22 protein-coding genes are annotated in these 24,671 nt (G+C 61.1%); 10 read left to right on the forward strand and 12 right to left on the reverse strand.

Going from position 1 to position 24,671, the window contains the following annotated elements; genetic code table 11:
* Positions 1–17 precede the first annotated feature (17 nt).
* Positions 18–1,844, reverse strand: coding sequence for an ABC transporter ATP-binding protein (locus tag C7378_RS03470; RefSeq protein WP_243648038.1), 1,827 nt, complete (start codon positions 1,842–1,844; stop codon positions 18–20).
* A gap of 101 nt (positions 1,845–1,945) precedes the next feature.
* Positions 1,946–2,635: a ferric reductase-like transmembrane domain-containing protein gene (locus tag C7378_RS03475; protein WP_165876624.1), complete on the reverse strand. Its 690-nt coding sequence runs from the start codon at positions 2,633–2,635 to the stop codon at positions 1,946–1,948.
* On the opposite strand from C7378_RS03475, the gene C7378_RS03480 reads away from it, so the two are divergent.
* A complete protein-coding gene (locus C7378_RS03480; protein WP_131991724.1) occupies positions 2,628–3,320 on the forward strand; it encodes a DUF4396 domain-containing protein in 693 nt (230 codons plus the stop codon). The two genes, C7378_RS03475 and C7378_RS03480, sit on opposite strands and share 8 nt — an antisense overlap.
* 47 nt (positions 3,321–3,367) lie before the next feature.
* Here the strand turns inward: C7378_RS03480 and C7378_RS03485 are convergent, their stop codons facing one another.
* The 5 genes from C7378_RS03485 to C7378_RS03505 form a co-directional block, all read right to left on the reverse strand.
* Complete coding sequence (locus tag C7378_RS03485; RefSeq protein WP_131991727.1) at positions 3,368–4,495, reverse strand: universal stress protein; 1,128 nt, start codon at positions 4,493–4,495, stop codon at positions 3,368–3,370.
* A 7-nt stretch (positions 4,496–4,502) separates the two neighbouring features.
* On the reverse strand, positions 4,503–6,233 hold the full coding sequence (locus C7378_RS03490; protein WP_243648039.1) for a sensor histidine kinase: 1,731 nt from the start codon (positions 6,231–6,233) through the stop codon (positions 4,503–4,505).
* Positions 6,234–6,395: 162 nt separating this feature from the next.
* Positions 6,396–7,913 carry a DUF6798 domain-containing protein gene (locus tag C7378_RS03495; protein WP_131991733.1) on the reverse strand — a complete coding sequence of 506 codons (1,518 nt, stop codon included), beginning with the start codon at positions 7,911–7,913 and terminating at the stop codon, positions 6,396–6,398.
* A gap of 206 nt (positions 7,914–8,119) precedes the next feature.
* Positions 8,120–9,862: a chloride channel protein gene (locus C7378_RS03500; RefSeq protein WP_131991736.1), complete on the reverse strand. Its 1,743-nt coding sequence runs from the start codon at positions 9,860–9,862 to the stop codon at positions 8,120–8,122.
* On the reverse strand, positions 9,859–11,070 hold the full coding sequence (locus C7378_RS03505) for a tetratricopeptide repeat protein (protein ID WP_131991739.1): 1,212 nt from the start codon (positions 11,068–11,070) through the stop codon (positions 9,859–9,861). The genes C7378_RS03500 and C7378_RS03505 overlap by 4 nt, the downstream gene beginning before the upstream one ends.
* Positions 11,071–11,227: 157 nt before the next feature.
* Between C7378_RS03505 and C7378_RS03510 the strand changes: the two genes are divergently transcribed.
* From C7378_RS03510 to C7378_RS03535, 6 genes are all read left to right on the forward strand, one after another.
* Entirely contained in the window at positions 11,228–12,220 is a 993-nt protein-coding gene (locus C7378_RS03510; RefSeq protein ID WP_131991742.1) for an aldo/keto reductase, read from the forward strand.
* 7 nt (positions 12,221–12,227) lie between these two features.
* Positions 12,228–13,064, forward strand: coding sequence for an ATP-dependent sacrificial sulfur transferase LarE (gene larE / locus C7378_RS03515; RefSeq protein ID WP_131991745.1), 837 nt, complete (start codon positions 12,228–12,230; stop codon positions 13,062–13,064).
* A 7-nt stretch (positions 13,065–13,071) separates the two neighbouring features.
* The gene (larC, locus tag C7378_RS03520; RefSeq protein ID WP_243648040.1) at positions 13,072–14,436 is read left to right on the forward strand and encodes a nickel pincer cofactor biosynthesis protein LarC; all 1,365 of its coding nucleotides are present in this window, start codon (positions 13,072–13,074) and stop codon (positions 14,434–14,436) included.
* Positions 14,433–15,227, forward strand: coding sequence for a nickel pincer cofactor biosynthesis protein LarB (gene larB / locus C7378_RS03525; RefSeq protein WP_131991748.1), 795 nt, complete (start codon positions 14,433–14,435; stop codon positions 15,225–15,227). The genes larC and larB overlap by 4 nt, the downstream gene beginning before the upstream one ends.
* Before the next feature lie 39 nt (positions 15,228–15,266).
* Positions 15,267–16,106 carry a non-homologous end joining protein Ku gene (gene ku, locus C7378_RS03530; protein ID WP_131991751.1) on the forward strand — a complete coding sequence of 280 codons (840 nt, stop codon included), beginning with the start codon at positions 15,267–15,269 and terminating at the stop codon, positions 16,104–16,106.
* Positions 16,107–16,288: 182 nt separating this feature from the next.
* The gene (locus tag C7378_RS03535) at positions 16,289–16,564 is read left to right on the forward strand and encodes a hypothetical protein (protein WP_131991754.1); all 276 of its coding nucleotides are present in this window, start codon (positions 16,289–16,291) and stop codon (positions 16,562–16,564) included.
* Between the two features lie 127 nt (positions 16,565–16,691).
* On the opposite strand, the gene C7378_RS03540 is transcribed toward C7378_RS03535, so the two are convergent.
* Together C7378_RS03540 and C7378_RS03545 are read right to left on the reverse strand one after the other, a co-directional pair.
* On the reverse strand, positions 16,692–17,531 hold the full coding sequence (locus C7378_RS03540) for a GntR family transcriptional regulator (RefSeq protein ID WP_243648041.1): 840 nt from the start codon (positions 17,529–17,531) through the stop codon (positions 16,692–16,694).
* A gap of 26 nt (positions 17,532–17,557) precedes the next feature.
* Positions 17,558–18,811 carry an MFS transporter gene (locus C7378_RS03545; protein ID WP_131991757.1) on the reverse strand — a complete coding sequence of 418 codons (1,254 nt, stop codon included), beginning with the start codon at positions 18,809–18,811 and terminating at the stop codon, positions 17,558–17,560.
* A 77-nt stretch (positions 18,812–18,888) separates the two neighbouring features.
* Here C7378_RS03545 and C7378_RS03550 point away from each other — a divergent pair, with 77 nt between their 5' ends.
* Both C7378_RS03550 and C7378_RS03555 read left to right on the forward strand, forming a co-directional pair.
* Positions 18,889–20,034 (forward strand): sialidase family protein, encoded by a 1,146-nt coding sequence (locus tag C7378_RS03550; protein ID WP_243648042.1) that lies wholly within the window; start codon positions 18,889–18,891, stop codon positions 20,032–20,034.
* Positions 20,035–20,063: 29 nt separating this feature from the next.
* Complete coding sequence (locus tag C7378_RS03555) at positions 20,064–20,954, forward strand: dihydrodipicolinate synthase family protein (protein ID WP_165876625.1); 891 nt, start codon at positions 20,064–20,066, stop codon at positions 20,952–20,954.
* A gap of 63 nt (positions 20,955–21,017) precedes the next feature.
* Here the strand turns inward: C7378_RS03555 and C7378_RS03560 are convergent, their stop codons facing one another.
* A complete protein-coding gene (locus C7378_RS03560; RefSeq protein WP_131991763.1) occupies positions 21,018–21,443 on the reverse strand; it encodes a BrxA/BrxB family bacilliredoxin in 426 nt (141 codons plus the stop codon).
* Between the two features lie 156 nt (positions 21,444–21,599).
* Between C7378_RS03560 and C7378_RS03565 the strand changes: the two genes are divergently transcribed.
* On the forward strand, positions 21,600–22,784 hold the full coding sequence (locus tag C7378_RS03565; protein WP_243648043.1) for a VWA domain-containing protein: 1,185 nt from the start codon (positions 21,600–21,602) through the stop codon (positions 22,782–22,784).
* Between the two features lie 13 nt (positions 22,785–22,797).
* On the opposite strand, the gene C7378_RS03570 is transcribed toward C7378_RS03565, so the two are convergent.
* Complete coding sequence (locus C7378_RS03570) at positions 22,798–24,174, reverse strand: chloride channel protein (RefSeq protein ID WP_131991766.1); 1,377 nt, start codon at positions 24,172–24,174, stop codon at positions 22,798–22,800.
* Positions 24,171–24,650, reverse strand: coding sequence for a MarR family winged helix-turn-helix transcriptional regulator (locus tag C7378_RS03575; RefSeq protein WP_243648044.1), 480 nt, complete (start codon positions 24,648–24,650; stop codon positions 24,171–24,173). The genes C7378_RS03570 and C7378_RS03575 overlap by 4 nt, the downstream gene beginning before the upstream one ends.
* Between the last annotated feature and the right edge of the window lie 21 nt (positions 24,651–24,671).

A 24,671-nucleotide genomic window follows, 5' to 3' on the forward strand; every position in this document is an offset into this window, starting at 1 on the left:
GTGCTCCAAAAATAAAATCAGCGATAGCTTGCGGCCTGCATTTCAAACATCTCCGCATAGCGGCCATTGAGTGCCATCAGTTGCTTGTGGTCACCCTCCTCGACAAGCTGGCCACCGGCCAGCACGACAATACGGTCTGCCATGCGCACCGTTGAGAAGCGATGCGAAATCAGCAGCGCCATCTTGCCGGTAGTGAGCTCGGCAAAACGTTCAAAGACCTCCAGCTCGCTCTTCGCATCCAGCGCTGCTGTCGGTTCGTCGAGTATGAGCAGTTGCGCGTCACGAAGATAAGCGCGGGCCAGCGCAATGCGCTGCCACTCGCCTCCCGAGAGGTCAACTCCCGTTTCAAAGCGGCGTCCCAGCATCTGGTCATAGCCACCGTGCAGTTTTTTCACCACCTCGGCAGCCAGGCTCTTCTCCGCCGCCGTGATGATTTCGTCCTCTGTATGAGGAATCTCAACGCGTCCCACGGCAATATTCTCGCGGGCCGTCATTTCATAGCGCATAAAATCCTGAAAGATCACGCCCATTTCCTGGTGAAGATCGTCGAGAGAATACTCCCTCAGGTCAACACCGTCGAGCAGAATCTGTCCTTCCGTCGGGTCATACAGGCGCGTGATGAGCTTGACCACCGTAGTCTTGCCCTGCCCGTTTTCGCCGATCAGCGCAATCCGTTCCCCTGGCGACAGGGTGAAGTTGAAGTTCTTGAGAATGCGGCGCTCTGTGCCGGGGTAGGCGAAAGACACATTGCGGAACTCGAAGCCACGCTTGATGGGACGCGGCGCGGGCAGCGCATTCGGCTTCGATTGCACGGTCGGCTTCATGTCAAAGAAAGCGATCAGGTCGGTGAGAAAGAGCGCCTGATCGGCAATTCCTGAAGCAGTCGAGAAGACCTGCTGCAGATAGGAGCTGGCCTGCATGATCGAGTTGGTAATGAAGTAGAAGGTGCCGATGTCATACGCGCCATGGATCGCGCGCCAGATCACAAAGGCGTACGAGCCATAGTAGCCGCCGGTGCCGATGATCGACAGCAGCCCGCCCCAGAAGACCTTGCGCGAGGAGAGCGCAACGTTCTCGTCGTAAATCTCCTTGGAGAGCTTCGAGAAGCGCTCCGTCAGATATTCGCTGAGGTTGAAAAGCTTCAGCTCCTTGGCGGCTTCCTTGCTGCCGCCCACCTGGCGCAGGTAGTCCATCAGGCGCTTGGCCGGTGTCTGACGGAAGTTCTTTGCGTAGCCCAGGAAGGCGAAGTGGGTCTCACCCAGAAACGAGGGAAGCACCCCAACCAGCAGCAACAGCACCAGCAGCGGTGAGTAGCGAAGCAGTACCGCGGTAAAGATAATCGTGGTGACGACCTGCTGGAAGAGCCGGCCCATCGCCTGAATCATCGCCAGCCGGTCGGTCGCCTGCACCCTCGCCCGTTCCAGTCGATCATAGAACTCAGGGTTTTCGTAGGTGGTCAGGTCCAGCTGCGCAGCCTGCCGCATCACGCGAATGCTCACATAGTGCGTGTAGCGATCCGAGATCAGCGAGTCGAAGTAGTCGATCAGCCGCAGCAGAATGCCGGTGGTTATGGCAATCGCCGCTTCCAGCCCCACCATCCACCAGAAATGCGGTCGAAGCGGCTGGTGGTTGTAGACCTCCTGGATGCTCTGGATGATCCAGGCAGCGACCTTCGCTCCAGCCACCGGGCCAAAAGCAACCAGCACGCGCAGAATCATGCCCCAGGTAACGACCGCCTTGCCTGAGTTCCACAGGATCTTCAGGACAGGCGGCATGTTCCTCAGGGCGCTGATGCGCTCGCCCCAGGCGTTGTTTGTCTTCTTCTTGGTCTCTGTCTCTGTCATTCCGTGGAGGTGGTGCTGGCCGCACTGCGGCACTTTAGTTTATTGTGCAAGCTGTCCCGCTTATGCTGGTGGTGCGATGCAAGTCCTTTGTGGGATGTTGTTTAGCCCCGGAAACTTCTCCTGCGTCGCAGATATCCTGCGCCCTGGAGCACGAGAGTGCAACCGGCCAGTATCGCAAACGTCAGAACCAGCGGCAGCCTCTGTTTCTCAACCAACTGAAAAAGAATACCGTGCAGCACCACCAGCGCAAACATCCCATAGCTCCATCGCTGCAGCTTCTTCCAGCCCGGCGTTCCCAGCCGACGCAGGCTCCAGTCGTTGGAGGTGGCCAGCAGCATCGCCAGCAGCAGGCTTGCAATAAGGCCCGATTCATTGGCAAATCCAAACTGATCGTGACGCAGCGGAAAGGCATGGCGCTCCGGATGCTCATAGATGAAGTACAGCCACGGCCGTCCACGCAGATGCACATTGATTCCCACTACTGTGTGCAGCAGCCCCGTGATTCCCGCCCATATGCCGAGGTCGCGGCGAAGATCCTGCGAAACCGGCATCTTCTGCTTCATGATCGTCCGCCACGGCCCGACGGCCAGCGTGAGCCCGATCAGCGCGAGCGATACATACGCGCTCGACATGCTCACCTTGGAAATCCAGTCATGCCCGGGCAGTGAGCCGTAGAGCCCCGCCCCGGCCAGCAAAGAGACGATGGCGATTGGAAGATGGTGCCGAAGCAGCCTGAGCCGGAGGCGCTCTTTTTTTGCATCTCTCTTAGTGAGAGGCGTACTGATGCTCATTACTATCTCCTGGATCTCCCTGGCGATTGCTTTTTTGTGCGCGCTTGTCATTATCCTCGATGAACTGCGTCATCCACAGCACATGTGGATCATGAACATCGTCTGGCCTGCAACCGCGCTTTACCTCAGTGTATTTGCCCTGTGGGGTTACTTTCGCTACGGTCGCCGAATGGCCCGCGATGCGATGCAGCATAACAGCGCGATGCTGCATAACTCCGATACCGGCAAACGAAAACCGCAGTGGCATCAATATGCGATCTCGACCTCGCACTGCGGGGCCGGCTGCACCATTGCCGACATCTTCGCCGAGTCAGGATCTTTCGCCCTCGGTCTGACCTTGTTTGGCCTGAGCCTCTGGGCCAGCTACGCGGTAGATTTTGCTGCCGCATGGCTGCTCGGAATTGTCTTCCAGTATTTCTCCATCAAGCCGATGAAGAAGCTCAGCAGCGGCGAGGCACTCTTTGCGGCCGTCAAGGCGGATACGTTGTCCATCGTCGCATTTCAAGTGGGCATGTATGCCTGGATGGCTCTGACCTTCTTCGTCTTCTTTCCCTCGCCCCACCTCACGCCCAATGAGCCGGCCTTCTGGTTCATGATGCAGATTGCGATGGTGTTGGGCTTTGCCACTGCCTATCCGATGAATGTCTGGCTGGTCAGCATAGGAGTCAAAGAGGCAATGGGATGAGCGGCAGCGCCGCATTCGTGCAAGCGCAGCCTCGTGGCGGAACGGGTTCAGTCCCGTTTCGCCCGGGCGAGCGGCACCACCTGCACCGTTGTCTCCCGCATCTCCGCGAGAAAGCGATTCAGAATGGACCCGCGCAGCAGGATATCGAATCGAGAACGCGCGGACTGGCCGAAGACCACATGCGAAATGCTCTCCTGCTTCGCAAAGCGGATCAGCTCATCGGAAACATTCTTGCCTTTGAGCACGACTACCTTCGCGCCAAGCTCCCGCGCCATCCGCCTGTATTCTTCCAGTCGTTGATAGGTTTCGGCGTCGCTATGGCCGTTCGCGTTCCCCGGCGGCTCCACATAGACGGCGTACCAGTTGGTAGCGAGCCGGCCCGCAATGCGGGCGCCGGTGCGGATCAGGCGCTCCGTTCCCGGGCGCGATGAAAGGCAGACCATCACTTTTTCCGGCACCGGCGCCTGCTCGAGTCCCTGCACGCGGCGATACTCGGCGGCAGCTGTGCCCACCTGCTCTGCCGTGGTGCGCAGCGCAAGTTCCCGCAGCATGTTCAGATTGCCCTTGCGGAAGAAGTTGGCCAGCGCCTGCTCTATCTTTTCAGGTGCGTAGATCTTGCCGGCGCGCAGCCTCGTGCGTAGCTCATCCACCGTGATGTCGACATTCACGACCTCATCGGCGCGCCGGATCAGGGCATCGGGAACTGTCTCACGGATCTGCGTGCTTGCCGCGCGGGAGACGGCATCATTCAGCGTCTCAAGATGCTGAATGTTGACCGCTGTCATCACGTTGATGCCCGCATCCAGCAGCTCAAGCACATCTTCATAGCGCTTGCGATGGCGGGAGCCCGGCACGTTCGTGTGGGCCAGTTCATCCACCACCACGGTGTGCGGATGCCGCGCCAGCACTGCGTCGATGTCCATCTCGCGCAGCACCACGGAGCGATAGCTAACCTCTTTTTCCGGAATGACTTCCAGTCCGTCAATGAGCGCTTTGGTGTCCATGCGCCCATGCGGCTCAACCAGTCCAATCACGATGTCGAGGCCCTGCGCCTTCAGCGCATGCGCCTGTTCGAGCATCCGGTAGGTCTTGCCGACCCCTGGAGCAGCTCCGAGATAAACACGTAATCGGGCGCGCTCGGGTTGCGCCGCGACCGGGTTGGTCAGCTCAGCCATGTATCCATCAACCTATTTCTACTGGGCGCCGCGATGCAGTGACGCTGGCGATTGGCAGTGTGAAACTGAAAGTGGTGCCCTGGCCCAGGCGGCTTTCGACGGCGACCTGTCCGCCCAGCGACTCGACCAGCCTGCGCACCAGTGCGAGTCCCAGCCCTGTGCCATCTCCGGGGCCGCCTGTAAACCGGCCAAAGATCGAGGGCAGCCGTTCGGCCTCGATGCCCCGACCCGTATCGCGCACCTGGAACTGGATGCGGTCCTGTGCCTCGATCGCCTCCAGCCTGATCTGCCCGCCCGGCGGTGTATAGCGAAGCGCATTGCCGAGCAGATTGTCGAAGACACTCTGCAGCGCGCGTCGATCGGCGCTCACCAGCGATAGATCGGCAAAGGCCTTGATCTCGATCTCGATCTTGCGGGTTGCTGCTTCATCGTCCACCCGCTGGGCTGCCCGCTCCAGGATATCCAGGGGGCGCAGCCGCTCAATCTTCAGGTCGCGTCGGCCTGTCTCAAGTTCTGCCACTTCGATCAGGTCCGACATCAGGGTTTCAAGATTCTCGGTCTCCTGCTGCGCGCCGCCAAGGATGTCCATCTGCAGTGGGCGCAGTTCGCCGGCGTGACCTCGCGCCAGCGCATAGATGGCCAGGTGGAGCCGCTGGAGTGGGTCGCGCAGCTTCTGCGAGGCGACCGAAAGAAATCGCGTTTTGAAGCGGTCAATATCGCGCAGCTCCGTCACGTCTTCCAGCACCGTTACCGCGCCGAGCAGCTTGCCATCGCCGTCGCGCATGGGAGTCGTGCGCAGCCGGTAGCTGCGCTCGGCATCGCCGATGCGCATGGGCAGCAGCGCGGCTTCGCCTTCGCCTGCGAGCGCGCGTTGCATGGAGACTGCGCCGCGCACCGCCTCCAGGATCTTTTCGCCGCCCGGCGTGTTGGCCAGCGCCATGCGATCCGTGGCGGCCTCTCCCAGCAGCTGTGTTGACGCCTGGTTCAGCTTCAGCACCCGCCCTTTCGCGTCGGTCACGATGATCGGCTCGAAGATCGACTGCAGCACTGCATCGCTCAGCTGCTGCTCCATCTGGCGTCGTCCGGACTCGGTTTCGCGCAGGTCGCGCAGGCGCACCGCCATGCGGTTGATCTCAGAGGCGATGATTCCCAGGTGGTCTCCCGAGCGCCACTCCACCCGATGTTGCAGATCGCCTTGCCCAATGCGCCGCGCAGCCATCGCCACCCCGCGCAGCGGCAGGATCACAAACAGCAGCATCACCGCGCAGATGGCGATTGCCGTAACGATGCTTGCTCCTGAGGCAGCGATCAGCCGCGCGCGCAGCGACTCACGGGAGGCCTCGATCTGCGCGTTCTCTGTGGAGCGCAGGTTGGCCACATCGCGCAGCGCATGCGCCACCGTGCGATCGATCTGCTCCAGTTCCTTCTGCAGCGCTTCGAGCGGCATCCCTGTCATGCGCAGCGTCAGCTCTGCATGCTGCCGGCTGACCGCGTCGATTGATGGTGCGGAGCGGAGCGACCCGAGGACTGCCCGCGCTTCGTCTAGCCGCTGTTGCGAGATAGCGCTTTGCAGGGCCAGCGCGTGCATTCCCGAGCGCGACGGGGCGGCTACGAGCCGGTCGGCGAGCACCTCCTCGCGGGCCACTGAGGCCTGCGCCGCGCCCAGCGATCCAAGTGCCGTATCCGCCCGCTGCTGTCGCTCATCCAGGGCTCGCAACTGCACGAAGGATGTGCGCACAAGTAGGCCGAGTCCTGTTACCAATGCGATAACAAGCAGGCAGCCGAGCGCTAATCTTTGATAAAGACTCATGGGTCAGGTCGTGGCTTGCTGCCAGTACCCTGAGGTTAGAGTGCATGCCGCGAGGATGCAAGTTTGCGCTCCGATTTCCCCTTGCCGGGGCTATTTGAGCTCGCAGACCTGCGCGCGGGAGTTGCGATACGGGCAGTGAAGCCCGGTAGGAGTATTCGCAGCCAGCAGCACCCACGTGACGCCCGCCGGCCTCAGCCGGGCAATGCGTTCTGCGTCCGTCCAGTGGTCGATGCCTGATTCCAGCTCCCGCTGCGCCTTCCATTGAGGGGCAAGGGCAGGGAAGATTGCCGCCACCCCGCCATCTTTCAGGTGATCCGCAAGCACCCCGCGCTCTGCAATCGCGCGGAATCCCTGGGTGTCTTCATCGCTCGATGCCGTGTAATCCGGATCGATGGCGAAAAAAGCGTCTTTCGGGGTATTGGTGCGGATCCACAGGAAGGCCTGTTTCCACCGGTTCTGCGGGTGTGCTCCGGGCCACTCCACGTGCCGCGACGCAGGATAGGTTCGCATCTGGACCGCAAACATCAGCACCGCGAGCCCGGTGAAGAGGACGGCCATGCTCCACCGGTTGCGCTCCCCGGCAACGTAGGCCAGGTAGCCACCCAGCATCAGCAGCCCCGCCAGGTAGATCATCTGGTAGTTGCGAAGCAGTTGCACCCGGGCCAGCAGTAGGCTTCCATTCGTGTGGACAAAGCAGGTGCAGATCGCCACCGTCACGCCGCCCACCACAATGCACGCCAGGCAAAGGTCCCGGATCGGCTTCGAGGCAAGGCGCAGGGCAAACCCCATCAGCACCAGCGGCAGCACCAGGCCAGAAATCTCAAACCACTGCCACTGCGAAAGGAAGAAGTAGCTGCGGCTCAGCGCCGCCTCGCGATAGCCGTCGGGATAGCTCGCGTGCAGAGTGAGGACAAAGATGGCGCCCGAGGCCACAAACGCCGCGAGACAGGCGCCCGCCAGCGTCCGCAGGCGGCCGGTGTCGATCCAGTGGAAGGTCAGCAGGAAGGCGCCCGCATAGATCGCCATCAGCGGGTGCATCGCCGCCGTCAGCGCCAGCCATAGCACTGTCCGCTTCCACGACCTGTCGATCACAGCTACGAGGGCAAAGACGGAAAAGGGGGTCGAAAAGGAGCGCGCCGTCAGGTAGGGGTCCATCAGCGACAGCGCTGTGCCGGCCACCGGCATCGTCATGCAGGTGCAGGCCGCCAGAGTCGCGCCCCATCGGCCCAGCGAACTCTGAAACAGCCTCGTTGACAGGGTGTAGCACGCCAGCAGAAACACAAACAAGGAAGCCATATATGCCGCGAACAGCAGCGGCTCGAGCGGCAGGTGAAGATATCGCACCACGCCCGCGAAGAGATGGGCAAACACCGACAACTTGGTGTGCGTGGTGATAAAGACAGAGTCACTGCCGTACATCCCCGGATGCACCATCTTCTTGATGCCCGCGACATAGATGGCCGCATCATCGGCATAAGGGTGATATCCGTGGATGAGCAGAGCCACCGGGCTCAGCAGGGTAACTGTTGCAACCGCGTCGCGTGCGCTGACGGCAGGTCGCTCCAGGGTCAGAATTGCGTTTTCGACCGGCGCGGTCCAGGAAGCCAAAAAAAGTGCTCCATTACATAAATTTATTGATTACTTGACTGATAGACGCAGCCCTTGGTCAATGGGAAGTATGAACGTGAATTTTACGCCTAGTCTAGCGGACAGATGAAAATTCTGTCATAGGAGCAATTTGCCTGCAGAAGGCATGGAAGGGAAGGCTTGGAAGTGGACGCTTCCGGCAGAGCGGCCTCGTCCACTTCAAGGCATTAGTGTTTGCGATAACAGGTAAGCGCGTCTTCCAGCCGGATCACTCCTTCAAGCGTACCCCTGCTGGCCCTGTTTTGAATTGGCAGCAGGGGCCACCGCGGAAAATAGGGCAACACGCTGTCGAGCGGCATATCGGGGAACAGTGCCGGTGTCCTGTCCGACTTCACAGCCTTTTCCATGGGCGTATTTCCGGCCAGCGTTGCCCGGGCGGAGGTCAGTTCCTCCACCGTCATTGCAAACCATGATCCGTCCCACAGCCGCACCAGGAACTCTCTGGAAGACGACTCTCCCAGCAGCGCCGCCACATCTTCGATCGACTGATTGCCGCGGACAATCGGCACATCCACAGGCTGGAGAGCGTCTTCAATATGGACAATGATCTCTTCTCGCTGCTCCTCCATGGAGGGCAGATCGAGGCCGTCCTGATGCGTGAAGACTTCGAAGATCGGTACCGGCTGCAGGCTGCGAGCCAGCAGGTAGGCGATCGTGTTCGCCAGAATCACCGGCAGGACAATCGAGTAATTTCCGCTCACCTCAAGCACCATGAAGACAGAGGTCAGCGGCGCGCGCAGAAATGCGGCAAAGAGCACGCCCATGCCCACCAGAGCATAAGAGCCGACCGATCCGGTGAAGTGCGGAAAGAATAGCTTCTCAAACGAGCCGATCGACGCTCCCAGCATGGCCCCGACAAAGAGAGTCGGCGCGAACATGCCACCGGGGGTCCCGCTTGAGAACGAAATGGTCGTCGCCAGCAGCTTGAAGACAGCGAGCGCCAGCAGCAGCTTCCACGCGAACTGCCCGTGCATCGCCTGGTCGATCACCTCATAACCCGGACCCATCACCTGCGGCAACCCGAGAAAGCCGATTACCCCCACGATCAGCCCGGCAATTCCGGGCTGGCAATAGAGGGTCCAGCGCGGCAGGGTACGCAGCCGCGGCCGCAGATAGCCGAGCGCCTTTGAGAAGACAAGGGCGAAGAGGCCGCCGACGACACCCAGCGCCGCGTAGGCAATCAGTTCCCGAGGGTCACGCAGCGTCACCGACGGGATGCGGAACATCGGCTCCGATCCCCAGAACCATCGCGCCACCACCACGCTTGAGATTGCGGAGAGCACAATCGAGCCCAGCACGGCCGCGCTCCACTGGCCAATGACTTCTTCAATAACGAACAGGATCGCCGAGATCGGAGCGTTAAACGCCGCCGCCAGGCCCGCAGCCGCGCCGATCGGGGCAAACAGCCGCATGCGCTGGCGCGAGAGGTTAAGCCGCCGGGCCACTATTGAGGCGACCCCGGCGCCAATCTGCAGCGACGGGTCCTCAGGCCCCAGGGAGTGCCCGCAACCGATCGCCAGGGACGAAGTGATGAACTTCCCGATCACTGTCTTGAACGAGATGTACCCGTTGTAGATATAGAGCGCAGCCTTGGTCTGGTTGACCCCGCTGCCGCGTGCTCCCGGGAAAAATAGTTGCACCAGCGCGGCTACAACAATTCCCGCGATGGCCGGTACAAAAAGAAGCCGGTACTGGCCCGGGTGTGGCGCTGACCCGAGAGTGAGAATCTTGATCCACTCGATCGCTACCCGGAAAGAAACGACCAGCAGGCCCGACAGCACCCCGATGAAGATCGCCAGTACGAGAAAAAGACGCTCATCGCGTGTCGGCGCAATCTTGTGCAGGTCCAGCGTGGTAGGCGGCTTGGGGGATGGCGACGACTCGAGCGGCTGCACTCCGGGCGTGCTCATTGGGGCCCCAGCATTCCCGGCCCTGCCGCGACCAGGTCGGGGGCCTGCGCAATCTTCAACAACAGTGCGTCATCGCCTGTGGGCGCGCCGCAAGACTGGCTGGTGACTTTTTCGGTTTCGTAGACGAGCTGCATCATGGTTTGTTCAAGCTGTGGGTCGCGCTCCAGCGCGTTGATCGTAGATGTTGCCGGCGTCTGCTGCCATTGCGTCGCCAGCCCTTGCAACGGAGCCGACGTGTTGTTTTGTGCCAGACAGCTCGTCAACCGCGCAAAAGCTGTCTTTGCATTGTAGGAGATGCGGGTAGCGCGCTCTTTCACTCGCAGGCTGGGCAACGGGTAGAGTTCCAGGATGCGTGTACAGTCGGCCAGCATCTCGCGATTGGCGTCCCGGGAAGATTCCGCCTCTTTGGCAAAGTCAGGGTTGGTGATGGCCCGCTCCAGGTAGCTTCTAGCCTCGATGAAGCGCCCAAGCTCGAAGGCCGTCCTCGCCGCGCCCTGCAGCGCCGCGAGGCGCACATGGTGGCGGGTGAGCATGCCGCGGTAGAGGACAAGGGCATCTGCGGGATATTGCGCCTGCTCCAGCAGATCAGCAATCTGCAGCTTCACCGCTACGTCGTCGGGGGCGTTGCCCGCGGCCACCAGCAGCTGCGACCGCGCCTCATCATAGCGCTTCAGTCCGATCAGGTAGCGAGCCATCTCCAGGCGCACCTCGCGCCTGCGAACATAGCCGTCTCCCTGCCAGGTGCCGTCCATGGCCGATTCATAATGTTCAAGCGCGACATTCGTGCTTCCTTGCCGCGCGGCCAGCCTCGCCAACTGCAGGTTGATCATGCCGTTGCCCGGTTCTGACTCGAGCAGCGTGTTGAAGTAGGCCAGCGCCTCCTGCGTGCGCCCGCTCGCTGCCAGCGCCTCGGCCAGTTCAATCTGCAGTCCGCGGTTGCTCGGCGCATAGGCGAGCGCCGAGCGCAGTGCCTCAATAGCGTTCTCCGGGTGGCCGGAGTTCAACGCCGTCTCGCCCCGCATCCGCCACCTCTCGCCCAGTTTCTGCCGGTGCTGAGAAAACGACCGAAAGAGCAGCAGGGTAAGGGTGAAAAGGACTGCAGTGATAGCGAAGAGGCTGAGAAGCGCGATCGCATCGCGGACAATCAGGCGCTGCTTCTCCGCTCGCTCTTCCGTGCTGAGCGTTGTTCCAAAGTGAAGTGCTGCCATCAGGGAATACTTTATCCTTATCCTTCAGAACAGTGCTGAAACTGTCGTAATTGTACAAAGATGCATCCGAGTCGATTATGTATGGTCATTGCGACCGGAACTTCCCGGCAAAGATAGCGCCCGCGGGAGTAGCATAACGTTCACGGGAGTACTTCACATGGAGAGACGCGACTTTCTGAAATCGGCTGCTCTGGCAGCGATGGCGACCGCAGTCCACAACCGTGCTGACGCGGCAGGCACTCACAATGGCATCCCCTACCGTACTCTGGGCCGCACCGGCGCAAGCGTCTCCATGGTCGGTATCGGCGGCCACCACATCGGACGCAACACTGTACCCGCAGAGGAGGCCACGCGCATCGTTCACACGGCGCTCGACTCCGGCATCAACTTCCTCGACAACTGCTGGGACTACAACGACGGCGTAAGCGAAGAGCGCATGGGCGTTGCTCTGCAGGGCGGCTATCGGCAGAAGGCCTTCCTGATGACCAAGCTGGACGGGCGAACCGCGCAGCTGGCGCAGCAGCAGCTGGAGCAGTCCCTCAAGCGGTTGAAGACCGACCACATTGACCTTATCCAGATCCACGAAGTGATCCGCATGACCGACCCGGAGCGCGTCTTCGCTCCCGGCGGCTCCCTCGAATATCTCCGCAAGGCGCGCGAGCAGGGTAAGGTGCGCTTCATCGGCTTCACCGGGCACAAGAGTCCTGAGATCCACCTTCACATGATTGAAACTGCCACGAAGCACGGCTTCACATTTGATACGGTGCAAATGCCGCTCAACGTCATGGACGCTCATTTCGACAGCTTCCAGAAGCTCGTCATTCCCGTGGCTCAGAAGCTCAACATGGGCATTCTCGGCATGAAACCGATGGGCGACGGCATCATCCTGAAGAGCAACGTCGTCACCCCGGTCGAGTGTCTGCAGTACGCCATGAACCTGCCGACCAGTGTCGTCATCACCGGCTGCGATTCGATGAAGATTCTGAACCAGGCCATCGACACGGCTAAGAATTTCCATCCTATGAATCAGGAGCAGGTCAGCGCTCTGCTCGCGAAGACTGAAACAGTGGCCAAAGGCGGTCAGTTCGAGCTCTACAAGACATCGCACAACTTCGATGGCACTTACAAGAATCCGCAGTGGCTGGGCTGAGGGTTTTATGGATTTAAGCGAGAAGCATCTTAAGCTCAGGCAGCGTCTCGGCGAGTTCGATGGCTTGTTGATCGCCTACTCCGGCGGCATCGACTCCGCTTACCTCGCCTTCGTCGCCCATCAGGTGCTGGGCGACCGGGCCCTCGCCGTCATTGCCGATTCCGCAAGTCTTGCGCGCAGCCAGTACGGCGATGCCATTGCTTTTGCCCATGAGCGCGCCATTCCTCTCAAGACCATCGAGACGGATGAGCTCGAACGCGAGGACTATGCGGCCAATGGCGCAGACCGCTGCTTTCACTGCAAGGATGAGCTCTTCACCGTACTCGAGGCCGAGCGCCAGCGCCTCGGTTTCGCTGCCGTTGCTTATGGCCTGAATGTGAACGACAAGCAGGAGTTCCGCCCCGGCCAGCGCGCTGCATCGGAACATCGGGTCGTCGCGCCTCTGGCCGATGCAGGCCTGACCAAAGAGGACATCCGTGCCCTCGCGCGCGAGGCCGGTCTGCGCATCTGGGACAAGCCCGCCTCGGCCTGTCTCTCGTCCCGCATCGAGTACGGCCGCCGCGTTACGCCGGAGGCCTTGCGCATGGTGGAGGATGCCGAGGATGCCCTGCGTGCGCTGGGCCTGGTCCGCTTCCGCGTGCGCCATCACGGCACGGTTGCCCGTGTAGAGATCGCGCAGGAGGAGCTGGCCGCTGCACTCAATCCTGCCACGCTCAAGCAGATCGGCCAGGCCGTGCGATCCGCTGGCTTCGCATATTCCGCTGTTGACTGTGATGGCTACCGCTCCGGTTCCATGAACGAGATTCTTCCTGTCGAGTCGCTGACGGCAGCCTTGAGAAAGTAAATACCTGATGATGAGAGTTGGATACATTGAGTGCTTCGCTGGCATCAGCGGAGACATGTGGTTGGGCGCGCTGGTTGACGCAGGCGTCTCACGCAAGCTGCTGGAAGAGACTGTTGCGGCGTTAGGCATCGGAGCGGAGTTGCGCTTCACCTCCGTGAGCCGCAGCGGCATCCAGGCCACCAAGGTAGATGTGCTCGTCGATGGCAAGCCTGCTGAGCTCGCGGCCGCCGGCCATTCTCATGAGCATTCGCACTCACACGATCATTCGCACGAGCATAGCCATTCTCATGAGCACTCGCATCCCGTGGAGCATAAGCACGAGCCCCATGCCCACGATCACACGCATAGTCACGATCACAAACACGATCACGACCATGCCCATACCCACGGTCGCAGCTGGCGCGAAATCCGAGAGCTGCTCTTGCACGTAGCTCTGCCCGAGGATGCGCGCAGTCTTGCTCTGCGCGCCTTTGAGCTGCTTGCGCATGCCGAGGCGCGAATCCACAACACTCCTGTTGAGACCGTCCACTTTCACGAAGTAGGCGCAGTCGACACCATCGTCGATATCGTCTGCGGCGCGGCAGGGCTGCTCTCGCTCGGCATTGATCGCTGGGTCTGCTCGCCAGTGAATACCGGCAGCGGCTTTGTCGAGTGCGCGCACGGCAAGTTTCCCGTTCCCGCACCGGCCACCGCAGAGCTGTTGAAAGGAGTTCCCATCTACGCGGCCGGTCCCGCCGTGGAAATGGTGACGCCCACCGGTGCGGCTATGCTGCGCGCGCTTGGCTGCAGTTTCGGCGACCCCGGCACGATCACCGTCAGCAGCATTGGCTACGGAGCGGGCAACCGCAATCCAGATCGCTTTCCCAACGTTCTGCGGCTGAGCATCGGCGAGGCGGCAGCGGCTTCACGCACGCCTTTTAAGACGGATCGGGTCACCGTGATCGAGTGTGCGCTCGATGACACAACCTCGCAGCTCGTCGCGCATACCATGGAGCTCGCAATGAAGCAGGGCGCGCTCGATGTCATGTGTGCGCCGGTCCTGATGAAGAAGGGCCGCATGGGCAGCCTGCTCACGATTTTATCCAGGCCCCAGGATGCTGCCGCCATGCAGGCGTTGCTGCTCCGCGAGACGACTACACTCGGCGTGCGCTCACGCGAAGAAGAGCGCGCCGTGCTTGAGCGCAGCTTCGTTGCAGTCGAGACGCCGTACGGACCCATCCGCATCAAACTCGGCATAAGCGCCGATGAGGTCTGGAACGCAATGCCCGAGTATGAAGATTGCGCGCAGGCGGCGGCACAACATCACGTCGCGCTCAAGCAGGTAATGCAGAGCGCCCTGGCAGCATTTGCTGAAACAAAGGCGGAAGCATGACTCGTGAAACGATCCTTGAACTACTCCTCAGAGTGCAAAACGGCGGCGTAGCACCCGAGGAAGCCTTGTCCCATCTTGCCAGGCTGCCTTTTGAAGATGCAGGCTTTGCCAAGATTGACCACCACCGCTCCCTGCGGCTCGGCTTGCCCGAGGTGATCTACGCCGCCGGCAAAACGCCGCAACAGGTCGGCGAGATCTTCTATCGTATGGCCGCGGCAGGCAGTGATGTGCTCGCCACGCGGGCCGATCACGCAGCGTGGGAGGCGGTGAGACAGCTTATCCCCCACGCGAGTTACCACGAGCAGGCCCGAATCATCGGCCTGCGCCAGAACGCCCTCGCCGCCACCTTCGGCCCTCTGGCCGTCATCTGCGCCGGCACCAGCGACCTGCCCGTTGCTGAAGAAGCAGCCGTCACCGCCGAATATCTCGGCGTCGAGGTCGAGCGTGTTTATGACGTGGGTGTAGCGGGCCTGCACCGTCTCCTCGCGCAGGGTGACGTGCTGGGCCGCGCCTGCGCTGTCATTGTTTGCGCCGGCATGGAGGGAGCGCTGCCGAGCGTAGTGGGCGGACTCGTAGCAGCGCCGGTCATTGCGGTTCCCACCAGCGTGGGATACGGGGCAGCCTTCGGCGGTCTCGCAGCGCTTCTTGGCATGCTCAACTCCTGCTCTCCCAACGTCACGGTCGTCAATATCGACAACGGCTTCGGCGCAGCTTACGTCGTGGCGATGATGATGCGCTCCGCGACAAGGCAGACAGTGCGGCTCCAGGAGGCGTCCCTGCAGGAGCTGTAGCTAACCTTTTCCCTCGCCGCGAACATCCTAACTGCTGCTATGGCCTCTACCGTCTGGAAGGGTTACATCTCGTTCGGTCTGATCTCCGTGCCGATCCGCCTCTTCACGGCTGCGCGCGAGCAGCATGTCAGCTTCCACCAGATCCACGAGGTCTGTGGCACGCGGGTTCGACAGCAACTCTTCTGCCCTACCTGCGAGCGTGTCGTAGAACGCGACGAGCTGGCCAAGGGCTATCCCGTTGACAAGGATACGAATGTGCTCGTCACCAACGAAGAGCTCAAGGCGCTTGAGGCCGATTCCTCGACCGTCATGGAGATTGTGCAGTTCGTCAAACTCAGCGACGTCGATCCCATTTACTACCAGACCTCCTACTTCAGCGTTGCCGAGGAGCCCGGCCGCCGCGCTTACGCGCTCATCATGCAGGGCATGGAGCGGCTCAACCTCGGCGCCATCGCACGCATCACTCTGCACCAGCGCGAACAGGTCGTGATGATTCGCCCGTATGAGGAGGGGCTTATCCTGCATACGCTCTACTACCCTGAGGAGGTTCGTGAGATAGCTGAGTATGGAAAGCAGGAAGAGATGAAGCTCAGCCCTCAGGAGGTCCAGCTGGCCGAGCAGTTCATGAAGCAGCTGACCTCTGCCTTCGATCCCGACAAGTTCAAAGACGAGTATCAGAGCCGCGTCGAACAACTCGTCGAGAGCAAGGGAGCTGGCAAGCCAATCCCGGCAGGCGAGCCGCCTAAGAGGCATCTGGCGCCGGTGATTAACCTGATGGATGCCCTCAAGAAAAGCATCGAGAAACGTGACGAAAACGCCACCCCCCGAAAGACACCCCAGAAAGCCGCCGCGACCGCGCGGCGCAAGCGCGCCAGCTAGAGGTAACCAGCAAAAAGGTTACCTTTGCTCCGATTTTTCCTATAACTAAATATGTTCAAGTTGTGACTCGCCAAGTCTGTACGGAGCCATTCATAATCGCACGACTGTTGATGGTTAGGCTTGCCAGCCCCGATGGAGCGGCAAGGCTTCGATAGAAGACTCGAAAGGCTGAGTTAACCCGTATGTTGAAAGATTTGCTTGTTGCTGCCGTGGTCTTGTTTGTGGGGTTCGTAGCCGGAGGGTTTCTCTGGCAGGCGATCGATACAGAGAACTTTCCTGATGTCCCAGCCTGGTGTCGTCCAGCGTGGCTCATGAGCCTGTCGTTTGCCTTCGCATCGCGCGGCCGGGGCGAATCTGAGGCAGCGTTTCCCAGCGATCATCACATTGAGGTTATGACCTTCGAGAAGTCCACTCGCAAGGGCAAGGCCAAGGGCCGCCACATCACTCACACGCGGTAAGCCACGCGCCGAGCAGCGGTTGGCCTACCTCGCGCCGTTCTCTGCCTGGTTCTTACAGGCGACTCCGTCTTTCATCACAACGTAGACTCTCTTCATCTGGATCGTTTCGTTCAGCGGGTCCCGGCTGCTAAAGGCGGCTGGACTCTTCAAGGAAGCTGGGCAGGCTGTCGCGGAAGGACTGCTCCCGGCGCCAATGGTCAAAATCCTCCAGCCGCTCCTGCAGGCTGGTGCGGATGTGTTCTGACAGCACTCGTTTCGCGGCTTCAGGGTTTTGCTGCACCACAGCATCCAGCACCTGTTGGTGCTGTGCGTGAATCTTGGCCAGCAGTGGCGCCTCGTGACCTCGCCGGTGAATCGAGAAGATCCTGACCAGCAGGCGCATTTCGTTCAGCACCTTCTGGATGCGACTGTTATGCGCCATGCTCATCAGCATGGAGTGAAACGCGAAATCGCTGGCCAGAAACCGGTTCATCTGCTCATCGTTCAAGGCGCTGTTGCCAGAGGTCTCCAGTTCTTTCCGGAGCACCATCACCTCGTCGATAAATTTCTGCAGCCGTTCCCGGTCCGCCGCATGCAGTCTGGTCGTCGCCACTTTTTCAATGACGTAGATCTCCAGTGCCTCGCGCAACTCGTAGAGCTCGATCATGTCCTGACGCTGCAGTTGAACGACGAGAGTCGTGCCCGTGGGCAACTGTTCCAGCAGTCCTTCAGCCACCAGCTGGCCGATCGCCTCGCGGATTGGCGTCCGGCTGCTGTTGAGTTCCTTGGCAAGCAGCAACTCTGAGATCGCCGACCCTGCCTTCAGTCGTCCGCTGCTGATGTGCGCCTGAATATGCTGGTAGGCCCGCTCGCGCATCGTCAATGGCGGACGCTTGGCGCCGGCTTCCGGCCTGGAGCTCTTCCTCGATTGCGGGCGTCCGCGCGGCATAGCACGAAGATACACGAAGACCTTTCGCGCATGCAGCAAGCCCCGGTCCCGTCTGCTGTGCTGCCTTACGCTGCAGGCGCCTGCGCGGATCGCGTGCGTACGGTGCGGGCGTTGTAGAAGAGCAGCATGCTGAGCATCAGGTAGATCAGCGACGTAGCGCTGAGGCTCGCGCTCATCCCGTAGCGCGCAGAGCCGAGCGCCACCGCAATCGGCGCGAAGCCGCCACCCAGCCACCCCAGCGAATTCATCAGCCCCGCTGCCGATGCACGCAGCTGTGTGGGAACCACATCGTAAAGTGAGGCGAAGATGTTCGAGTCATACACTCCCTTGCAGTAGCCAAAGCCGATCATCGCCGCAATCAGCAGCGATACGGAAGCCGCCCGCCCCGTCAGGAAGAGAAACCCGACTCCCGCCACCATGCCGAGCGCCTGCGTCAGCATGCGCCCTCCCGCATGGCGATGGACGAGTTTATCGGCCAGCATTCCTCCCGTGATCACGCCGAGCACCGACGCCAGTTGCAGGTAGAGCGTTCCAGTCACTCCGGCCATCCCGACAGTCATGTGAAACTTCGTATGCAGCAGGGTCGGCAGCCAGGTCATGAACGCCATCGCGACGAAGTTGGCTCCGATAAACACCACGATCAGCCGGACGACACGAGCATCGCCAAGCAGCATCCCCGCCGTGCGCAGCAGGCCTGTATCGCCCGCGGCGACAACTGGCTCGGGCAGCGCGCCGCCAGCATACGCGCCATCCTCGCTGAAGAAGACGAATGCCACGCCCACCGCCACGGCTACACCCAGTCCTCCGAAGAACAGGAAGCTGCTTCGCCACCCCAGATGCTGCCCCATGATTCCTGCCAGCGACCCGCCGCCGATGCTTCCCAGGTACACAGCCGATTGATGGATCGACATCGCCCGCGACCGCGTCTCGGGCCCGTGCCAGCTGCTGATGAGCGACATGGCCGCCGGAAAGTAGAATGCTTCGCCCAGCCCGCTCAGTCCTCGCAGCACCGCCAACTGCATGTAGCTATGCGCCAGGCTGGTCGCAAACACCAGCACGATCCACAGCAGCAGCCCGCCCATGATCAGCCATCGGCGCGACCAGCGGTCTCCCAGCCATCCCGCCACCGGCCCAAACAGCGCATACATCCACATGAATGACGAGCCGACAATCCCCAGTTCCAGGTCGCTCAGGTGGAGCGAAGTCTTGAGCAGGGGGAACAGCGAGAAAATCGCCGAGCGATCTGCATAGTTCAGGAAGCAGATAAACCACAGCGTCGCCACGACCAGCCACTTGTAGCCTATCCTCGATCCTTGCATCTTTACCTTTTTACACGCATGCCCTGCTGCGAGGGATCGCAGGAGATGCAGATTCGAGTCCGTGGATGGTGTATGAAATGTCGACAGAGAGAACACAACATGTTTATCATCCAGCCTATGAAAAGAAAACAGGGCAGACTCAGGTGACCCGGCAGCCTTCCGCAGCAGCCAGACTTGCAGCAACGGCTGCACTCCTCCTGGTCTTCTGCCTTGCGCCCGCCTTGGCCCGTGCTCAGATGCGGGAGTTCATCTACACCTCGGCCCCGTTTCCCTCTGCCCATGCCTCGACTCTGGTCGAGCTGAAGAACGGCGACTACCTCGCAGCCTGGTTTGGTGGAACCGCCGAGGGCCAGCCCGACGTAGCCATCTGGTCGAGCCGCAGGACGGCTTCAGGTTGGTCGGCGCCGGTCGAACTCGCGAGGGAGGCGAATGTTCCAACCTGGAACCCCGTACTGTTTCACGCGAAGAACGGCCGCCTGTGGCTTTATTACAAGTTCGGCCCCCGCTTCACCTGGTGGACAGCCGCGCGTCGTTACAGCGACGACGAAGGCCGCACCTGGTCCCCCATTCAGCACCTGCCCGCGGGCATCTATGGCCCCATCCGCGCCAAGCCTCTCGTGCTGCCCAGTGGCGTCATTGTCAGTGGAACGTCCGTCGAATCGTACTCCTCGTGGGCTGCCTGGGTGGAGCGGAGCGTCGATAACGGACTCACCTGGACAAGGATCGGACCGGTCACATTGCCGCAGCTGCAGGCGGCTCCGCAGGTTGCTCCTCCGCCCGGTGAGAAAGAACTGGAGCCGGTCGGCATCATTCAGCCCGTCATCGTTTCACTGGGCGGCAGCCATCTCAGGCTTTACGCGCGATCAAGCTCGCAGATTGGCAGAATCTGTGTTGCCGATTCGAAGGATCTGGGTCGCACCTGGTCGGCGGCACGTCCGCTTGACCTGCCAAACCCTAACTCCGGCATCGACCTGGTCCGTCTGCGCGACGGCCGCATTGTCCTGATCTACAACGACACGTCCACAGGAAGGACGCCTCTGAACCTCGCTGTAAGCACGGATGGCGAGCACTTTCACAACTTCGCAGTCCTCGAGAGCAGCCCCGGGGAGTTTTCCTATCCTGCATTGATCCAGGGCAGCGACGGCAATCTCCACATCACCTACACCTACAACCGCAAGCGGATTCGCTACGTTGTCTATCCGCTTTCACAGATCCCCCGCTGAGTGGTTCAGCAGGCAGGAGAGATGCCATCGTGAAGCACTTCAGTGGCGCTTATGCTGCAGTCCTTACGCCCCGGCGGCAGGGCGCTCTCGACTGCGCCTCCTTTGAGCGTCAGCTCGCCTTCCTCGTCGCCCATGGCATTAAAGGGATCGCCATCAACGGCGCGACGGGCGAATTTCCCGACGTGACCGAGACGGAGCTGGCAGCCTTGCTGCAGAGTGCGCGGGAGCAGTTTCCCCAGCTTCAGATCCTCTGCGGCATCGGCAGCGCAAGCCTCCGCACCACGGTCCGGCTGGGCCGCCTTGCTTCGCAGGCCGGGGCGTCGGCCCTGCTTCTGCCCATGCCTTATTTCTTCCGCTACCGGCAGGACGACCTGCTGGCTTTTGCCTCGGCTGTGGTGGAGAAGCTGGAGCCGCCCATCCTCCTCTACAACCTGCCCCAATTCACCACCGGCCTGGAACCATCGACGGTCATCGAGCTGATGCGGCGTCACGAGCAGATTGCCGGCGTCAAAGACAGCAGCGGCCTGCTGGACATCATGCGCTCCGTCACCGAGCAGCAGCCTGACCGCGTGCGGCTGATCGGCAACGATGCCGTCCTGGCCGCAGCCATGCAGGATAGCCTATGCGATGGGGTGGTTTCGGGGGTAGCCTGTGCGCTGCCGGAGCTGATATCCAGCTTCTTCCATCATCCGGTGGCAAGCTCTCAATTCGAGCACTCGCGAGCGCTGCTGGACGAGTTTCTCGCCCGCATTGGCACATTGCCGATCCCGTGGGGGCTCAAGGTTATCAGCGAAGCGCGTGGCATCACCGACGGCGAGTTTCCGCTTCCGCTCTCGCCCGAACGCCGGGCAGAGGTGGCGGCACTGCGCAACTGGTTTTCAGCCTGGAGTTCCGCTCTGTCGAGAACGGATAAAGCCTGAGGAAGAGAATCCGCGGAGAGCGACATAGCGTGTTGCCTTATGTCGCTCTCTCGCAAGGACTTTTTATGCGGTGGTTTTGGCGCAATACTCGTTAAACGCCCGCGCCAGTTCCTGGGCAATAGCCGGAGCCGTATTCGTCTCGATCAGCGCCCGCTGCATCAGGTAAACAAGCTTGCCGTCACGCAGAATTGCGATAGCCGGCGATGAGGGCGGGTTGCCGTCGAAGTACGAACGGGCGCGCTCGGTCGCTTCGCGGTCCTGACCGGCGAAGACAGTGATGGACTGATCTGGCAGCACGGCATTCTGCAGCGCCATGCGAACGCCGGGGCGCATCTTGCCTGCCGCGCAGCCGCAGATGGAGTTGACGACTACCATCGTCGTGCCGGGCTTCGCCAGTGCTGCGTCCACTTCCTCCGCGGTACGGGCTTCTTTGATTCCTGCACGGGAAAGCTCTTCGCGCATGGGGATGATCATGATCTCTGGGTACATTTGCCTGGTTCCTCCAGCCGGTTTTTTGCCGGTATCTCTATTCTACGGATGCGCTAAAGCTTGTGCCAGCGGATTCCTGCAGGACTACATTACTTTGAAGGAGATTAGTTCCTCCACTCCCGCAGCCGCTTTCCGCACTCCTGCGTCTATTCAGAAGTGAGCCTGACACCCCACATGATAGCCGCCCAATCCCGCAAACTCTCTTCGGCCGCCCTGGCAAAAACCGCATCGGGCCTCCTCGCCGGATTCCTTCTCGCTGCACTCTCCGCAACATCCCCGGCCCAGACCCCGGCTACGCCCACCTTTAATGTGGACGCCAATGCGGTGCTGGTGCCCGTCGTCGTGAGAGACAAGCACGGCAAGCCCATCACGGACCTGACCAAGGACGACTTCTCGCTCATGGATGGAGACAAGGCAGAGACCATCAACTATTTCGCCCATGACGCAAACCTCCCCAGCACTGTGGGGCTGGTCATCGACACCAGCAGGAGCGTCGAGGATTCACTCACAGAGGAGCGCACCGCCAGCCAACAATTCCTCGATCAGATGTTGAACGTCTCCGGCGACAAGGCCTTCGTGGTCCAGTTCGACAACGAAGTAGACCTGCTGCAGGACACGACCGCATCGAAGCCATTTCTGCACAAGGCGCTTGACCAGCTTGCGGCTCCCACGCTCACCCCGGCCAGTTCCAGCGGTGGCTCGCAGGCGGCGCATACCCAGGACAAGACCTTCTACGACGCGGTCTTTCTAGCCTCAAGCGACCTGATGGGCAAGCAGCAGGGCCCGAAGGCAATCGTCCTGCTCACCGACGGTGTCGACCGGGGCAGCAAGGAAAATCTCTACACTGCTATCGAGGCCGCGCAGCGCGCCAATGTGGCCATTTATGCCATCTACTTCGAGGGCAAAGAGCCGCGCACCCACGGCAACAACCATAACAATAACAATGGCAATCCGGGCATGGGGCGTCGTATCGGCCTCGGAGGAGGTATGCCTGGAATCGGTGGTTACCCGGGCGGCGGTTACCCGGGTGGAGGCTATCCGGGGCAAGGTGGCCAATCTCCCAGCGGCAGCGGCGGCCAGCGTCCCATCCCGCCCCCGTCTGTCGATGGCAAAAAGATTCTTGAACAGATGTGTCATGAGACGGGCGGCTTCATGTTCGAGGCGAAGAAGCAGAAAGTGTCAGACATCTACGCCTCGCTGGCAGACGACCTGAGAAGCGAGTACGTCCTCGGCTACACGCCGGACAAGTCCTCCGTCCCGGGCCTGCACCGCCTGAACGTCATCGTTAAAAAGAAGGGCGTCTCCGTCCAGGCGCGCTCCGGCTTTTACTTCGGCCACTAAGCCGCGAGGCAGCCTACGCGGCCTCGCCTTTTCTATTTTCGTGCAGCCGCTGGTCCCCGGATGCTGAGGCGTCTCCTGAGACGGCATAGGCCACTGCCGCGCCGATCAGCGCAGGAATGATGAAGGCGTGTCCGCCTGTCGCCTCGGCCACAAACACCACAGCGGCCAGTGGCGTCTTGTAACCTGCCGAGATAAACGACGCCATCCCCACCGCCGCGTAGAGTTCCACTGCGCGCGAGTGCACCACGGACTGCGCGAACGCAGTGCCGATCGCTCCTCCTGTCAGGAAGAGCGGCACGAACATCGCGCTCACTCCGCCCACGCCGAGCGTGGCCACGGTCGCAGCCAGCTTGAACCCGCTGAAGGAGATCAGCTCAAGGGAACTGTGGTGCTGGTTGAGGATAGCTCCGACCGCTTCATAGTTGGGACCAATAGGCACCAGGGTGCCTCCGAAGATCCACAGGAAGCCAACGCCGCATAGCCCGGTCAGCAGTCCGCCGAGAGCCAGCTTGCACCAGTGCGGCATTGCCAGCCTGACGAAGTAGACGCGCACCCGCCGGAACGTGATGACGAAGACCATCGCGATGAGCCCGACAATCAGGCCCAGCAGCGCACACCAGAAAAGATCCCGATGCGTGAACGAAGCCGCGCTCGCGAAGTTGAAGAGCGGCTGGCCGCCGAGGAAGGAAGCCATCGTCACATACGAAATCACCGAGGCAATCAGCGAAGGCATCAGCGCTTCGTGCGCCAGGTCGTCCTTGTAAGGCATCTCCAGTGCAAAGACGATGCCCGTAAGTGGCGCGCGAAAGACGGCCGACATGCCCGCAGCCGCGCCGCAGATCAGCATGATGCGGCGATCGCGCTCGTCCAGCTTGAACCTTCGCAGCTTCGTCCACAACCATGAACCTATCGCCGCGCCCCCGTAGATACTGGGCCCTTCGAGCGCCGCGCTGCCTCCGAAGCCAACCGTCGTAATTGCGGCCAGCAGCTTGGGGAAGAACGGGCGCATGTCGATGTTGCCCTCATGCTCGTGGTAGGAGCGGATCACCTCTTCGGTTGAGTGCTCGTCCGGGTCCGGTGTGAAGTACTGCATGATAAGCCCGGTAATCGCGAAGGCTGCCACCAGTCCGGGAACGATTGCCCAGTGGTGGTGCAGGTAGTAGCCCAGCACAGCAGGCCACAGCCTGCCGAGAATGATCACAGCAATCGCAGTAATGACCAGGCCGGTCGTGACGCCGATGATCGGCGCAATAAAAAGCCATTTATGCAGATCGCGTGAATAGGTCGCTGCCAGGTCTTCATGAACGTGGGGCAGGTAGCGGCGCAGCATCTGGTGCCTGGTCGCGCGGCGCTGCTGGGGAGCTGTGTCGAGTGCCTTGGTCTGCTTCATGCGTTTTGCTTTCTTTTAGCGAGGCGTTTCGCTGCTGCCGACTGCTTCTTCTCCGGGTGTGCGGCTTCCAGGAATCCGGCACGCACTCGCCCGACCTCCTGTTCGTGCAGCTTCGCGAGCTTCGCCAGTATCTTTGCGCCGCGACTCGTCAGGGAGACATCCACAAACCGCCGGTCAAGGTCGGACTGCTCTCGATGCACCAGCCCGTTCTGCACCGCCCGCTCCACAAGCCCGGCAACCGAGTTGTGCCGCTCCTGCAGGAACTCCGCCAGCTCTGAGATCGTGGCCGAGCCGCGCCCCGTGTGTCCCGCAACGCCCAGCATCAGCTGGTGCTGCTGCGGAGTGACGCCGCACTGCCGCGCCGCCTTTTCGCTGAAGCGGAGAAACTTCCGCAGCGTGTAGCGAAACGATGCAAGATCGCGAAGCACCTCGTCCATTGAGGAGTCTTCCTGCTTCATGGCGGCCTTTTGCTTCATGAGGAAAGTATATCGCAGAGC

The organism is Acidipila rosea (assembly GCF_004339725.1).
Taxonomy (GTDB): domain Bacteria; phylum Acidobacteriota; class Terriglobia; order Terriglobales; family Acidobacteriaceae; genus Acidipila; species Acidipila rosea.